Below are 13,447 nucleotides of genomic sequence, written 5' to 3' on the forward strand. Positions count from 1 at the left end.
GGAACATTATGAGTCTTAATTACCTGGATTTTGAACAGCCAATCGCGGAACTGGAGGCGAAGATTGATTCGCTGACGTCGATTGGTCGTCAGGATGATAAACATATTAACCTGGACGAAGAAGTACAGCGTCTGCGCGAGAAAAGCGTCGAGCTGACCCGTAAAATCTTCGCCGATTTGGGTGCATGGCAGGTCGCGCAGCTGGCGCGCCATCCGCTGCGTCCTTACACGCTGGATTATGTTCGCAACGCTTTTGACGACTTTGACGAGCTGGCAGGCGATCGCGCCTATGCTGACGACAAGGCGATTGTTGGCGGTATCGCTCGCCTCGACGGACGCCCGGTCATGATCATTGGTCATCAAAAAGGTCGCGAAACGAAAGAAAAAATTCGTCGCAACTTCGGTATGCCAGCACCGGAAGGTTACCGTAAAGCACTGCGTCTGATGGAGATGGCTGAGCGTTTCAAGATGCCGCTGATCACCTTTATCGACACGCCGGGTGCCTATCCGGGCGTCGGCGCAGAAGAGCGCGGTCAGTCGGAAGCGATTGCCCGCAACCTGCGTGAAATGTCTGGTCTTAAAATCCCGGTTATCTGTACCGTGATTGGCGAAGGTGGTTCCGGTGGTGCGCTGGCGATTGGCGTGGGTGACAAAGTCAACATGCTGCAGTACAGCACCTACTCGGTGATCTCGCCGGAAGGTTGCGCCTCGATTCTGTGGAAAAGCGCAGATAAAGCCCCGCTGGCGGCAGAGGCAATGGGCATCACGGCCAACCGTTTGAAAGAGCTGAAGCTGATTGACGCTATCATTGCAGAACCGCTGGGTGGCGCACATCGTCAGCCGGTGGACATGGCGCTGGCGCTGAAAAATCAGCTGCTGGCCGATCTGGCCGAGCTTGATGCGCTGAGCACCGAGGAGCTGCTGGATCGTCGCTATCAGCGCCTGATGAGCTACGGCTACGCGTAATCGCGTGCAGCTCTCAATGAAGCGGACTCCGGTCCGCTTTTTTTACGTTCGCGTTCAGGCTAAGTTACAGAGAAAGGAGCATTCCGACAGCAGTCAGCCGTCATCCTTCGCTATGATTAGCACTGCACATAAAAAGGGAGGTGCGCATTGAATATTCTGGCGATGATGGGCTCACACGGTGTGTTCTACAAAGATGAACCACTGCGCGAACTCGACACAGCGCTGACGCAGCAGGGTTTTCAGCTGATTTACCCCAAAAACATCGACGACCTGCTGAAGCTTATCGAGCACAACCCACGTATCTGCGGCGTGATTTTTGACTGGGACGCGCATAACAGCCCCGAACTCTGCGCCGATATCAATCAGCTCAACGAATATCTGCCGCTCTACGCCTTTATCAACACGCATTCGCAGATGGATGTCAGCATCAATGAGATGCGTATGGCGCTGCACTTCTTTGAGTACGCGCTGAACGCCGCTGAGGATATTGCACTCCATATCCGTCAGTATACGGATGACTACATCGACCACATTACGCCGCCGCTGACCAAAGCCCTGTTTACCTATGTCAAAGAGGGAAAGTACACCTTCTGCACGCCAGGCCATATGGGCGGCACCGCTTTTCAAAAAAGCCCGGTTGGCAGCCTGTTCTACGACTTTTTCGGTGCCAATACGCTAAAGGCAGATATTTCCATCTCGGTCACCGAGCTGGGATCGCTGCTTGATCACACTGGCCCGCATCTGGAGGCGGAAGAGTACGTTGCCCGCACCTTTGGTGCCGAGCAGAGCTACATGGTGACCAACGGCACCTCGACATCAAATAAAATTGTCGGCATGTATGCGGCTCCGACGGGCAGCACGGTGCTGATCGATCGAAATTGCCATAAGTCACTGACGCATTTGCTGATGATGAGCGATATCGTGCCTGTCTGGCTGAAGCCAACGCGTAACGCGCTGGGCATTCTGGGCGGGATACCGAAACAGGAGTTTACCCGCGCCAGTATCGAGCAGAAGGTGGCAGCGATCCCACGCGCCAGCTGGCCGGTGCATGCGGTGATCACCAACTCAACCTATGATGGCCTGCTCTATAACACCCAGTACATCAAAGAGACGCTGGAAGTGCCGTCAATCCACTTCGATTCTGCCTGGGTGCCCTATACCAATTTCCACCCGATCTACGCCGGAAAGAGCGGTATGAGCGGCGACCGCACGCCGGGCAAGATCATCTATGAAACCCAGTCAACGCATAAGCTGCTGGCGGCCTTCTCACAGGCGTCTCTGATCCATATTAAAGGCGACTACGACGAGCACACCTTTAATGAAGCCTATATGATGCACACCACCACCTCGCCCAACTATGCGATAGTGTCATCGATCGAAACGGCAGCGGCGATGCTGCGCGGCAATCCCGGCAAGCGGCTGATTAACCGTTCGGTGGAGCGCGCGCTGCATTTCCGGCGCGAGATCCAGCGGTTGCGTGAAGAGTCAGACAGCTGGTTCTTTGACATCTGGCAGCCGGCACATGTCGATGAGGCGGAATGCTGGCCGATCCAGCCTGGCGAAGAAGAGTGGCACGGCTTTACGCAGGCGGATGCGGATCATATGTATCTCGATCCGATCAAAGTGACTATTCTGACGCCCGGCATGAGCGAGCTGGGAGAGATGGCTGATGAGGGGATCCCGGCTGCGCTGGTGGCGAAGTTTCTCGACGAGCGCGGCATCGTGGTTGAAAAAACCGGGCCTTATAACCTGCTGTTTTTGTTCAGCATCGGCATCGATAAAACGCGCGCCATGAGCGTGCTGCGCGGGCTGACCGAATTCAAGCGCGCCTACGATCTCAACCTGCGGGTAAAAAACATGCTGCCGGATCTCTACGCGGAAGATCCTGACTTCTACCGCAACATGCGTATCCAGACGCTGGCACAGGGGATCCACCAGCTGATCCGTCAGCACGATCTGCCGCGCCTGATGCTGAAAGCTTTTGACGTATTGCCGGAGATGAAGATGACGCCGCACCAGGCGTTTCAGCAGCAGGTGCAGGGTAAGGTGGAAACGGTGGATCTGAAGCAGCTGGTTGGCCGCGTCTCTGCCAATATGATCCTGCCTTATCCTCCGGGCGTGCCGCTGGTGATGCCCGGCGAGATGATCACCGAAGAGAGCCGCGCAGTACTCGATTTCCTGCTGATGCTCTGTACCATCGGACGCCACTATCCTGGTTTTGAAACCGATATTCACGGGGCGACGCTGACGGAAGAGGGCGACTATCGCGTGCGCGTGTTGCAATAGCAGAAAAGGCAGCGGCTTCAGATAATTGCGCATTGCAAGCCGCTGCCGTTCATCTCAGGATAGACAAAACAGTCAGGGAGTGTTCTATGTTGCAGTTATCTTCAGTTCATCATATCGCCATCATCGCCACCGATTATTCACGCAGCAAGGCGTTCTACTGCGATGTGCTCGGCTTCAGCCTGATGGGAGAAGTCTATCGTGAAGCGCGAGACTCCTGGAAGGGCGATCTGGCGCTAAACGGCCAGTATACGATTGAGCTTTTTTCCTTTCCCTCGCCGCCTGCGCGCGTCAGCCATCCTGAAGCCTGCGGTCTGCGCCATCTGGCCTTTACCGTGCCGGATGTTGAAGCGGCGGTGGCTACGCTGGCGGAAAAAGGGGTCATCTGTGAGCCCGTCCGTATTGATGAGCTGACCGGCAAGCAGTGCACCTTTTTTGCCGATCCGGATGGTTTGCCGCTGGAGCTTTATCAGGCGTAAAATAACGCGCGTTAAGGGTCGCATCCGGCGGCCCGAATTGTGGAACGCGTCATGTCTTTCTCTTCTCTTGCCTCGTCGTTGCCCGCCGATGCCGCGCTGGTGGTGGCGTTCAGCGGCGGTCTCGATTCGACCGTGCTGCTGCATCAGGTGGTTTGCTGGCACCAGGCGCATCCGCACTCGCGCCTGCGTGCGCTGCATGTTCATCACGGATTAAGCCCCCATGCCGACAGCTGGGCCACACACTGTGAAGTACAGTGCAAAGCCTGGGACATTCGCTGTGATGTGCTGCGCGTTGAGGTTGACGCGCGTGAGCAGGGGATTGAAGGGGCGGCACGTACGGCGCGCTATCAGGCGCTGATAACGGCAATGCAGCCAGATGAAATGCTGCTGACCGCACAACATCTGGACGATCAGTGTGAAACCCTGCTGCTGGCGCTGAAGCGCGGCAGCGGCCCAGCCGGGCTGGCGGCGATGCCGGTACGACGGGAGCGCGACGGTCGGGTGCTGTTGCGCCCGCTGCTCGATCAGACGCGCCAGCAGCTGGAAGCCTATGCAGAGCAGCATCGGCTGCGCTGGACAGAGGACGAAAGCAATCAGGATACGCGCTACGATCGCAATTTTCTGCGACAGCGTTTACTGCCGGAATTACAGGCGCGCTGGCCCCATTTTGCTGAGGCATGCGCGCGCAGTGCGGCGCTGTGCGGCGAGCAGGAGCAGTTGCTGGATGAGCTGCTGGCGGAGCAGCTGGCCGGGCTGATACAGCCTGACGGCAGCCTCTGTTTTCCCCCGCTGTTACAGATGAGCGAGGCGCGCGCGGCGGCGCTGCTGCGGCGCTGGATCGCCCGGCAGGGCGCACCCATGCCGTCACGCGCGGTGCTGCTGCGGCTGCGCCAGGACGTAATGCTGAGCCGCGACGATGCGCAACCGCGCTTGCAGTTTGGTCAGGCAGAGGTACGCCGCTATCGCGATCGCCTCTACTGGCTGCCGCGCTGTGCCTCGCTGCGTGACCAGCAGCTGTGCTGGCACAATCGCCGCGAGCCGCTGCGGCTGCCAGCGTCGCTTGGCAGGCTGGTTGCAGACGATCGGCACTCGCGGCTACGCCAGCCTGAAGCGGATGAGCCGATCAGCGTGCGTTTTCATGCGCAGGGCTACTTCCATCTGGTCGGCCGCGCGGGGGGCCGCGAGATGAAAAAACTGTGGCAGGAGCTGGGTATCCCACCGTGGCAGCGTGAGCGTATTCCGCTGATCTATTACAACCAGACGCTTGTCTGTGCGCCCGGCCTTTTTGTTACGCGCCAGGGCGCGGCCGTTGATGACAAGGGCTGGCAGGTGATTTGGCAACCATAATAAGCGTGCTGGAGAGCATAATGAAGAGATTACTGGCCACACTGTTGATGGCGGCAGCGTTACCGGCACTGGCCGAAGGCGATGTGAAGGCAGGCGCGCAGAAGTCGGCGGCCTGTATGGCCTGTCACGGCGCTGAAGGGAAAAGCACCGTGCCACTTTATCCAAACCTGGCAGGGCAAAATGCCGCCTACCTTAACCATGCGCTACAGGCCTATAAAAAAGGTGAGCGCAGCGGAGGGCAGGCGGAGGTGATGAAGGCGTTTGTTGCAGGGCTGGGGGATGGCGATATGGCAGATTTGTCGGCTTACTATGCATCTCTGAAGCCATAAAGCGGGAAGGGGGCGGGAAAATCCCGCCCGTAGCGGCGTCGTTATTCTTCGCTAACGACAACGGTGCCCAGCTCAGGGTGGCTGAAGCTGGCGATGTGATCGAGACGCAGTTCACGCGTTTCACCCGACAGATCGATGGACAGGTATTCCACATTTTTACGTGAAACCATGTCTGTCGCTTTCGCTTTTAACGCCTCTCCATTTTTCAGGGTAAGCTCAAGCGTCCAGTGTCGGGTGCAGGCGAGTTCCAGGTTGTCGTAATCATCGCAGTTGATGGGTCTGTAGGCTTCATTCGTCAACATAGTCGCTCACCAATAAGTTTGCAGCGGCGTACGCTGCCTGTTCCCTGACAGAAGAGTTTAGCGCAGAATTTGCGGCAATATCATCGAGTGCCTTCAAAACGCATCCGATCGCGTCGGGCACATATCCCAGTTCGCCGCTGCCGATTTCGGCATACTTCTGGCGAACCAATTCACAATATTTTTGCACGTTCACCTCCTCAGCAGAGCAAGAATACTCTGGTTGCCTGAGGGACTATATCACAGGCATTTCCAGGATTTCAGCCGGGGTAAAGCAGGATCATCGGGTTGAAAGAGGCTAAAGTGACAGAATTCGCTGGGGAAGCAGCACAATCAGCGAGCACAAACGGTTAAGTTGATGAACAGGTTAAAAGAGCGAGGCAGAGTCAGGTGACAAATGATTAAGGTTTCCAGAACGGTTGAGCTGCCCGACAGCGAGGTAGAACTGAGCGCAATACGCGCCCAGGGAGCAGGCGGTCAGCACGTCAACAAAACCAGTACCGCCATTCATCTGCGTTTCGACGTTGCCGCCTCGTCGCTGCCACCGTTTCACAAACAACGACTGCTGGCGGCGAAGCATCATCTCATTACGCCGGAAGGCATCGTCATTATCAAAGCGCAGACGTATCGCAGCCAGGAGATGAACCGCGAAGCGGCGGTGCAACGGCTGGTGAATCTGATTCAGGAGCTGACGCGGGTGGAAAAGACCCGCCGGGCGACGCGTCCAACGCGCGCGTCGAAAGAGCGTCGGCTGGAAGGAAAGTCGCGGCGGAGCTCGACAAAGTCGCTACGAGGAAAAGTGCTGTAAAAAAACGCCCCCGGTAACGGGGGCGAGAAGGGCATTACTTGTTGAGCGCCTTCAGCAGGAAGTCGACGATTTCGCTCTGCTTGATCATCTCTTTCTCACCGGCGCGGCGCGCTTTGTACTCGATCTCCTGGTTATCCAGGTTGCGATCGCCAATCACGATGGTGTGCGGCACACCAATCAGCTCCATATCGGCAAACATCACGCCCGGACGCTCTTTACGGTCATCAAGGATCACCTCGACGCCTTTCGCACGCAGGGTCTGATAAAGCTCTTCGGCCAGCTCTTTCACGCGGAAAGACTTGTGCATATTCATTGGCAGAATTGCCACTTCAAATGGCGCCAGCGCCGCAGGCCAGATAATACCGCGGTCGTCATGGTTCTGCTCAATCGCTGCGGCTACGACGCGCGTAATGCCGATGCCGTAGCAGCCCATCGTCATCACCTGGTTGCGGCCATCTTCACCCTGAACGGCCGCTTTCATCGCTTCGGAGTATTTGGTGCCGAGCTGGAAAATGTGGCCGACTTCGATGCCGCGTTTGATCAGCAGCGTGCCTTTGCCATCCGGGCTGGGATCGCCTTCAACCACGTTACGGATATCCGCAACGATGGCCTGCGGCAGATCGCGTTCCCAGTTAATGCCGACATAGTGCTTGCCGTCTACGTTAGCACCCGCGCTGAAGTCGCTCATCTTGTCAACGGTGCGATCAACGATAACCGGCATCGTCAGGCCAACCGGACCCAGTGAGCCAGGACCGGCACCGACAGCGGCGCGGATCTCTTCTTCGGTAGCAAAGACCAGCGGAGACGCCACGATATCCAGTTTCTCCGCTTTGATCTCGTTCAGCTCGTGATCGCCGCGTACCAGCAGCGCAACCAGTGCATGGCCGCTCTCTTCGCTGCCTTTTACCAGCAGCGTCTTCACGGTTTTTTCAATCGGCAGCTGGAACTGCTCAACCAGCTCGGCAATGGTTTTGGCGTGCGGGGTATCAATCTGCGCCATCGCCTGTGTCGGCTGCGGACGATCGCCAGCCGGTGCAATGGCTTCTGCCATCTCAATATTGGCGGCATAGTCAGAGTCGCTGGAGAAGATCACATCATCTTCACCGCTCTGTGCCAGCACCTGAAACTCATGCGACGCGCTGCCGCCGATAGAGCCGGTATCTGCCTGCACCGCGCGGAAGTCGAGGCCCATACGGCTAAAGATGTTGCTGTAAGCGCGATACATCGCGTCGTAGGTTTCCTGCAGTGACGCCTGCGTGGTGTGGAAGGAGTAGGCGTCTTTCATAATGAACTCACGCGAGCGCATTACGCCAAAGCGCGGACGTACTTCGTCACGGAATTTAGTCTGGATCTGATAAAGATTCAGCGGCAGCTGCTTATAGGAGCTGAGCTCATTACGGATCAGATCGGTAACGACTTCCTCATGCGTCGGGCCCAGCACGAACGGACGTTCGTGGCGGTCGGCAATACGCAGCAGTTCCGGACCATACTGTTCCCAGCGGCCGCTCTCCTGCCACAGATCGGCAGGCTGCACCACCGGCATTGAGATCTCAATCGCACCCGCGTTGTTCATCTCTTCGCGCACGATGTTTTCGACTTTTTTCAGCACGCGTATGCCGGTCGGCAGCCAGGTATAGAGACCTGAAGCCAGTTTGCGGATCATACCGGCACGCAGCATCAGCTGGTGGCTGATGACTTCCGCATCGGAGGGCGTCTCCTTCAGAGTGGAGAGCAAATATTGAGTAGTACGCATTGATTAAGATTCCAGTTGAACGGAAAGTCACTGACAGAATTTTTGTTGGCGGCTAGTGTACCAGCGAGCTCACGGGCCCAAAAGCGCGTTTTCGCGCGGGTCAATCGTCGTCACCTCGGTGCCGGTGTCATCGACGCGCCAGCGGACGTTGAAATCGAGCAGCCAGACGGCATATTCTCGCGCCTGCGCCTCACCTTTGCGGTAGGCCGGACGCGGATCCTGCGCCAGCACGTCACGAATAAAGCGCGCCAGATGCGGATACCGCTTTTGCTGCTGCTCAAGCTGCTGCTCAGCCAGCGGGGAGAAGCGCACGGGCATATCGGCAGCGGGAGGCGCCTGTGCAAAACCCGCCTGCGCCTGCGGTAGTGCTTCGGCAAAGGGCAGATAGGGTTTGATATCCACCACCGGTGTGCCATCGACTAAATCCAGGCTGCCAAGCTGCAGGATGACCTGATTCTTCTCGCAGCGGATGCCCTTGAGTTCGACCAGTGACATGCCGATGGGATTCGGGCGAAAGGTTGAGCGCGTCGCGAAAACGCCCATACGTGCATTGCCGCCCAGACGCGGCGGTCGCACCGTTGGCCGCCAGCCGCCCGACATGGTCTGATGAAACACAAACAGCACCCACAGATGGCTAAAGCTTTCCAGCCCACGCACCGCGTCTGGCTGGTTATAGGGAGCAATCAGGTGCAGTTCGCCATGACCATCCTGCACCAGCCCTGGCTGGCGCGGAACGGCAAATTTCTCTTTCCACGGCGAGCGAATCACGCCGATCTGCTCAAAGGCAAAGGAACTCATTGATTAACTTTCAGCGCAGAGCCCTGACAGATCGCCTGGCGGTAGCAGCCCGGCGTACTGCTGACGATTTCGCACTTGTGCAGCAGAACGGCATTGGCTTTCAGCGTGGAGGCTTTGATTTGCAGTCGCTTGCGCGCGGTAGCGAGATTAGGCGGTGAATCCTGGCGGCTGCTCTGGCAGTCATCGCCAGCCACTTCACCCAGATCGCGGAACGGCTTACTGACCAGATCGGCGGCGTCGGTATACACTTTGACCGGTGCGGGACGCGGCGTCGGCTTACGCGTCGGCTCGCGGGATGGCTGCGAATGAGGGGGAGCGCTGCTTATCGGGTGATATTCATGAACGCACCCGGTCAGCATCAATGCCAACAAGCAGAGCGGTAATAAACGCATAGCAACATCCTCAAGGTTGTAAAAAGTGGCGTTATTGAAACAAGGACCAGGCGAAATAACAAGTCGCGCCAGATCCGGCGCAAAAGAAAGGGCGGCTACGCGCCGCCCTGGTCTGAATGGTCAGGAAAGGGATTACCAGCCTTTCACCGCACCACCGTTAAAGATTTTATTTGCGGCTTCTGCCACTTCGTCAGACTGGTAGGCCTGCACGAATTTTTTCACGTTTTCAGCATCTTTATTGTCTTCACGGCTGACGATCAGGTTCACATAGGGTGAATCTTTGTCTTCAACAAAAATGCCGTCTTTCGCCGGCGTCAGGCCGATCTGGCTGGCGTAAGTGGTGTTAATCACCGCCAGCGCAATCTGCTGGTCGTCCAGTGACCGCGGCAGCTGCGGTGCTTCCAGCTCAACAATCTTCAGGTTTTTCGGGTTCTCGACGATGTCCAGCGAGGTAGGCAGCAGACCTACGCCCTCTTTCAGCTTGATCAGGCCCACTTTCTGCAACAGCAGCAGGGAACGGCCAAGGTTGGTTGGATCGTTCGGAATAGCGATCTGTGCGCCGTTCTGTAGCTCTTCCAGCGATTTGATTTTTTTAGAGTAACCAGCAATGGGATAAACGAAGGAGTTACCTACCGGCACCAGCTTGTAGCCGCGATCTTTGATCTGCTGATCCAGATACGGTTTATGCTGGAACGCGTTAACGTCGATATCGCCTTTGCTCAGCGCTTCGTTCGGCAGCACGTAGTCGTTGAAGGTGACCAGCTCAACGTCGAGGCCATACTTATCTTTTGCCACTTTCTGCGCCGCTTCAGCAACCTGCTGTTCAGCACCGACAATCACGCCCACTTTAATGTGGTTTGGATCTTTGGCTTTCTGATCGCATCCTGCCAGCGCAATTGCGCCAATCAGTGCACCCACAGCGGCAATCTTTTTAAATGTAAAAGTCATATCTCTTCCTTAATGGAAACAAAATGATATTGCTGTCTTATTTATGGGACACGGCACGCACGATGCGGTCGCCACAAAACTGAATTAAATACACCAGAACGACCAGTAACACGAGCACCGTATTCATAACCGTTGCGTTATAACCGATATAGCCGTACTGATAACCGATTTGCCCCAGCCCGCCTGCGCCAACGGCACCGCCCATGGCTGAGTAGCCAACCAGCGTAATAAGCGTAATGGTCGCGGCGTTCACCAGCCCTGGCAGCGCTTCCGGCAGCAACACTTTGCGCACAATCTGTAGCGGCGTAGCACCCATAGCGCGCGACGCCTCAATCAGGCCGGTCGGCAGCTCAAGCAGCGCATTCTCTACCATACGTGCAATAAAAGGCGCGGCACCCACTGTCAGCGGCACAATTGCCGCCTGAAGGCCGATAGAGGTGCCCACGATGGCGCGGGTAAACGGGATCATCCACACCAGCAGAATGATAAAGGGAATGGAGCGGAAAATATTCACCAGTGCCGACAGGATACGGTACAGGGTGCGGTTTTCACGGATCTGCCCTGGTCGGGTGACATAGAGTAAAACGCCTACCGGCAGACCCAGTACGAAACCAAAAAAGCCGGAGACAAAGGTCATCATCAGCGTTTCCCAGACGCCGCGCGCCAGTAAAGCCATCATCGCCTCAGACATAACCCAGTACCTCTACTTTCACATGATTTTCCTGCAGCCACGCAATGGCTGCTCTGGTATCGCTTTCCGCGCCGTCCATTTCAGCCAGCATGATGCCGAACTTCACGCCACCGGCGTAATCCATCTGCGCGCTGATAATATTGTTATTTACGTTGAAGCGGCGTGCAGCTTCAGAGAGCAGCGGGGCATCAACGGATTTGCCGGTAAACTCCAGGCGCAGCAGCGGCACTTTCTCTGTATCCGGCTGCGGCGACATGCGCTGCTGGTAGTCGTCAGGAATATCCAGGTGCAGCGTTGACTGAATAAACTGCTGTGCCAGCGGCGTTTTCGGATGAGAAAACACTTCGCTGACGCTGTCTTTTTCAATCAGCTCACCGTGGCTGATCACCGCTACCTGATCGCAGATGCGTTTCACCACATCCATCTCATGCGTAATCAGCAGAATGGTCAGGCCAAGGCGGCGGTTAATATCCTTCAACAGCTCAAGAATAGAGCGCGTCGTGGCAGGATCGAGCGCGCTGGTGGCTTCATCGCACAAGAGTACTTTGGGATTGCTGGCCAGCGCGCGGGCAATCGCCACACGCTGCTTCTGTCCACCAGAAAGGTTAGCGGGCCAGGCGTCCTGTTTATCCGCCAGGCCAACCAGCTCCAGCAGCTCCGTAACGCGCTTTTTGATTTCGTCACGCGACAGACTGCCCAGCTCAAGCGGCAGGGCGACATTGCCGAATACCGTGCGGGAGTTCATTAAGTTGAAGTGCTGGAAAATCATGCCGATTTGACGACGCGCCTGCGTGAGCTGACGTTCGCTCAGCACGGTCAAATCCTGCCCATCAACCAGCACGCGGCCGGATGTCGGACGTTCCAGTAAGTTAACGCAGCGGATAAGCGTACTTTTACCTGCGCCAGACGAGCCAATAACGCCATAAATTTGTCCTGCGGGTACATGCAGGCTAACGCCAGAGAGCGCCTGAATAGTTCGTGATCCCTGCTGGAACACTTTAGTAATATTTTCGAGTTTAATCATTAGGTTATTTATTATCGTCTTGCGTTGTCCGTGGTGTGGAACCTTTCACGCTGAACCACAGTGCGAAAGCTGAGCGGATGGTAAGGCATCCAGACGTCTAAATCAATCTTAGTCACTTAATCTGCCATTCTCTCTTTTATTGCAATCATGCAATACTAGGCGGCAATTTTAGTAGCATCTTCAGTAGCAGGAGTTTCTCAGTGGCGAACAACGTCCCGGCTGTATTTCTCGATCGTGATGGCACCTTGAACGTCGATCACGGCTATGTCCATGAAATCGACAACTTCCAGTTTATCGACGGCACCATTGAGGCGCTGCAGGAGCTGAAAAAGATGGGGTTTGCGCTGGTAGTGATTACCAATCAATCCGGCATCGCGCGCGGTATGTTTAGCGAAGATCAGTTTATGCAGTTAACCGAATGGATGGACTGGTCGCTGGCAGACCGCGATGTTGATCTCGACGGCATTTATTTCTGTCCGCACCTGCCAGATGCGCCGGTTGAGGCATATCGTCAGACGTGTGACTGCCGTAAGCCGCAACCCGGCATGCTGCTCTCTGCGCAGAAGCACCTTAATATAGATATGGCCGCGTCTTATATGATTGGCGATAAAGCTGAGGATATACAGGCAGGAAAAGCCGCTGGCGTCGGAACCACCGTGCTGGTGCGCAGCGGTAAAGCGGTAACGGCAGAAGGGGAAGCCGACGCTGACTGGGTGCTGAATAGTCTTGCTGACCTGCCTCAGGCGATCAAAAAGCGCTAAAAACGTGCGTTTTGCACACTATTCAAACGAACGACACAAAACTTTAAAAAAGGCACTTGCGCTCTCTGAACGACTCCCTATAATGCGCCTCCATCGACACGGCACAACGGCTTACGGAATGCAGTGTTGAGGTGATGAAAGTCACCGCCGGTCAGCGCGAAAATAAACGCTTGACTGGCGCAGAGAGTAGCGTAATATACGCCACCTCGCAGCAGCAGGCTCCGCCGCTGACTGCACCGCTCTTTAACAATTTATCAGACAATCTGTGTGGGCACTCGGAAGCAGATATCAGAAGCCTTCGGGCTTTAAAAAATATCAAGCCTCACGAGTGGACACATAATGACATTCATTATGACGTTTTACAGATGAGCACCGCTTAACTGGTTTAAGCAAATCAAACTTTAAATTGAAGAGTTTGATCATGGCTCAGATTGAACGCTGGCGGCAGGCCTAACACATGCAAGTCGAACGGTAGCACAGAGGAGCTTGCTCCTCGGGTGACGAGTGGCGGACGGGTGAGTAATGTCTGGGAAACTGCCCGATGGAGGGGGATAACTACTGGAAACGGTA

15 protein-coding genes and 1 rRNA gene are annotated in these 13,447 nt (G+C 56.0%); 8 read left to right on the forward strand and 8 right to left on the reverse strand.

Annotation, left to right across the window (positions count from 1 at the left end):
* Positions 1–8 precede the first annotated feature (8 nt).
* From accA to HP564_RS17725, 5 genes are all read left to right on the forward strand, one after another.
* Positions 9–965, forward strand: coding sequence for an acetyl-CoA carboxylase carboxyl transferase subunit alpha (gene accA / locus HP564_RS17705; protein ID WP_371245141.1), 957 nt, complete (start codon positions 9–11; stop codon positions 963–965).
* Between the two features lie 147 nt (positions 966–1,112).
* Complete coding sequence (locus HP564_RS17710) at positions 1,113–3,251, forward strand: lysine decarboxylase LdcC (RefSeq protein ID WP_371245142.1); 2,139 nt, start codon at positions 1,113–1,115, stop codon at positions 3,249–3,251.
* 86 nt (positions 3,252–3,337) lie between these two features.
* Positions 3,338–3,727, forward strand: coding sequence for a VOC family protein (locus HP564_RS17715; RefSeq protein WP_371245143.1), 390 nt, complete (start codon positions 3,338–3,340; stop codon positions 3,725–3,727).
* Between the two features lie 51 nt (positions 3,728–3,778).
* Positions 3,779–5,074 (forward strand): tRNA lysidine(34) synthetase TilS, encoded by a 1,296-nt coding sequence (gene tilS / locus HP564_RS17720; RefSeq protein ID WP_371245144.1) that lies wholly within the window; start codon positions 3,779–3,781, stop codon positions 5,072–5,074.
* A 20-nt stretch (positions 5,075–5,094) separates the two neighbouring features.
* Positions 5,095–5,403, forward strand: a complete 309-nt coding sequence (locus tag HP564_RS17725) for a cytochrome c (protein WP_371245145.1) — start codon at positions 5,095–5,097, stop codon at positions 5,401–5,403.
* A 41-nt stretch (positions 5,404–5,444) separates the two neighbouring features.
* On the opposite strand, the gene rof is transcribed toward HP564_RS17725, so the two are convergent.
* Together rof and HP564_RS17735 are read right to left on the reverse strand one after the other, a co-directional pair.
* Positions 5,445–5,705 (reverse strand): Rho-binding antiterminator, encoded by a 261-nt coding sequence (gene rof, locus HP564_RS17730; RefSeq protein ID WP_123797910.1) that lies wholly within the window; start codon positions 5,703–5,705, stop codon positions 5,445–5,447.
* Positions 5,692–5,892, reverse strand: coding sequence for a YaeP family protein (locus tag HP564_RS17735; RefSeq protein ID WP_033749608.1), 201 nt, complete (start codon positions 5,890–5,892; stop codon positions 5,692–5,694). Before HP564_RS17735 ends, rof begins: the two co-directional genes overlap by 14 nt.
* 207 nt (positions 5,893–6,099) lie before the next feature.
* Between HP564_RS17735 and arfB the strand changes: the two genes are divergently transcribed.
* Positions 6,100–6,510: an alternative ribosome rescue aminoacyl-tRNA hydrolase ArfB gene (gene arfB, locus HP564_RS17740; RefSeq protein ID WP_371245146.1), complete on the forward strand. Its 411-nt coding sequence runs from the start codon at positions 6,100–6,102 to the stop codon at positions 6,508–6,510.
* 34 nt (positions 6,511–6,544) lie between these two features.
* On the opposite strand, the gene proS is transcribed toward arfB, so the two are convergent.
* The 6 genes from proS to metN all read right to left on the reverse strand — a co-directional run bounded on the left by proS (position 6,545) and on the right by metN (position 12,116).
* On the reverse strand, positions 6,545–8,263 hold the full coding sequence (gene proS / locus HP564_RS17745) for a proline--tRNA ligase (protein ID WP_371245147.1): 1,719 nt from the start codon (positions 8,261–8,263) through the stop codon (positions 6,545–6,547).
* Between the two features lie 69 nt (positions 8,264–8,332).
* Positions 8,333–9,061 carry a tRNA (N6-threonylcarbamoyladenosine(37)-N6)-methyltransferase TrmO gene (gene tsaA, locus HP564_RS17750; RefSeq protein ID WP_371245148.1) on the reverse strand — a complete coding sequence of 243 codons (729 nt, stop codon included), beginning with the start codon at positions 9,059–9,061 and terminating at the stop codon, positions 8,333–8,335.
* Entirely contained in the window at positions 9,058–9,453 is a 396-nt protein-coding gene (rcsF, locus tag HP564_RS17755; RefSeq protein WP_371245149.1) for an Rcs stress response system protein RcsF, read from the reverse strand. Before rcsF ends, tsaA begins: the two co-directional genes overlap by 4 nt.
* 132 nt (positions 9,454–9,585) lie before the next feature.
* On the reverse strand, positions 9,586–10,401 hold the full coding sequence (locus tag HP564_RS17760; RefSeq protein WP_371245150.1) for a MetQ/NlpA family lipoprotein: 816 nt from the start codon (positions 10,399–10,401) through the stop codon (positions 9,586–9,588).
* Positions 10,402–10,438: 37 nt separating this feature from the next.
* Positions 10,439–11,092: a methionine ABC transporter permease MetI gene (locus tag HP564_RS17765; RefSeq protein ID WP_033749615.1), complete on the reverse strand. Its 654-nt coding sequence runs from the start codon at positions 11,090–11,092 to the stop codon at positions 10,439–10,441.
* Complete coding sequence (gene metN / locus HP564_RS17770) at positions 11,085–12,116, reverse strand: methionine ABC transporter ATP-binding protein MetN (RefSeq protein ID WP_371245151.1); 1,032 nt, start codon at positions 12,114–12,116, stop codon at positions 11,085–11,087. Before metN ends, HP564_RS17765 begins: the two co-directional genes overlap by 8 nt.
* A 200-nt stretch (positions 12,117–12,316) precedes the next feature.
* Here metN and gmhB point away from each other — a divergent pair, with 200 nt between their 5' ends.
* Complete coding sequence (gene gmhB / locus HP564_RS17775; protein WP_371245152.1) at positions 12,317–12,877, forward strand: D-glycero-beta-D-manno-heptose 1,7-bisphosphate 7-phosphatase; 561 nt, start codon at positions 12,317–12,319, stop codon at positions 12,875–12,877.
* Between the two features lie 403 nt (positions 12,878–13,280).
* Positions 13,281–13,447 (forward strand): 16S ribosomal RNA (locus HP564_RS17780); the annotation flags it as partial.

The organism is Pantoea sp. KPR_PJ (genome assembly GCF_041386365.1).
In the GTDB taxonomy this organism is placed as follows: Bacteria; Pseudomonadota; Gammaproteobacteria; order Enterobacterales; family Enterobacteriaceae; genus Pantoea.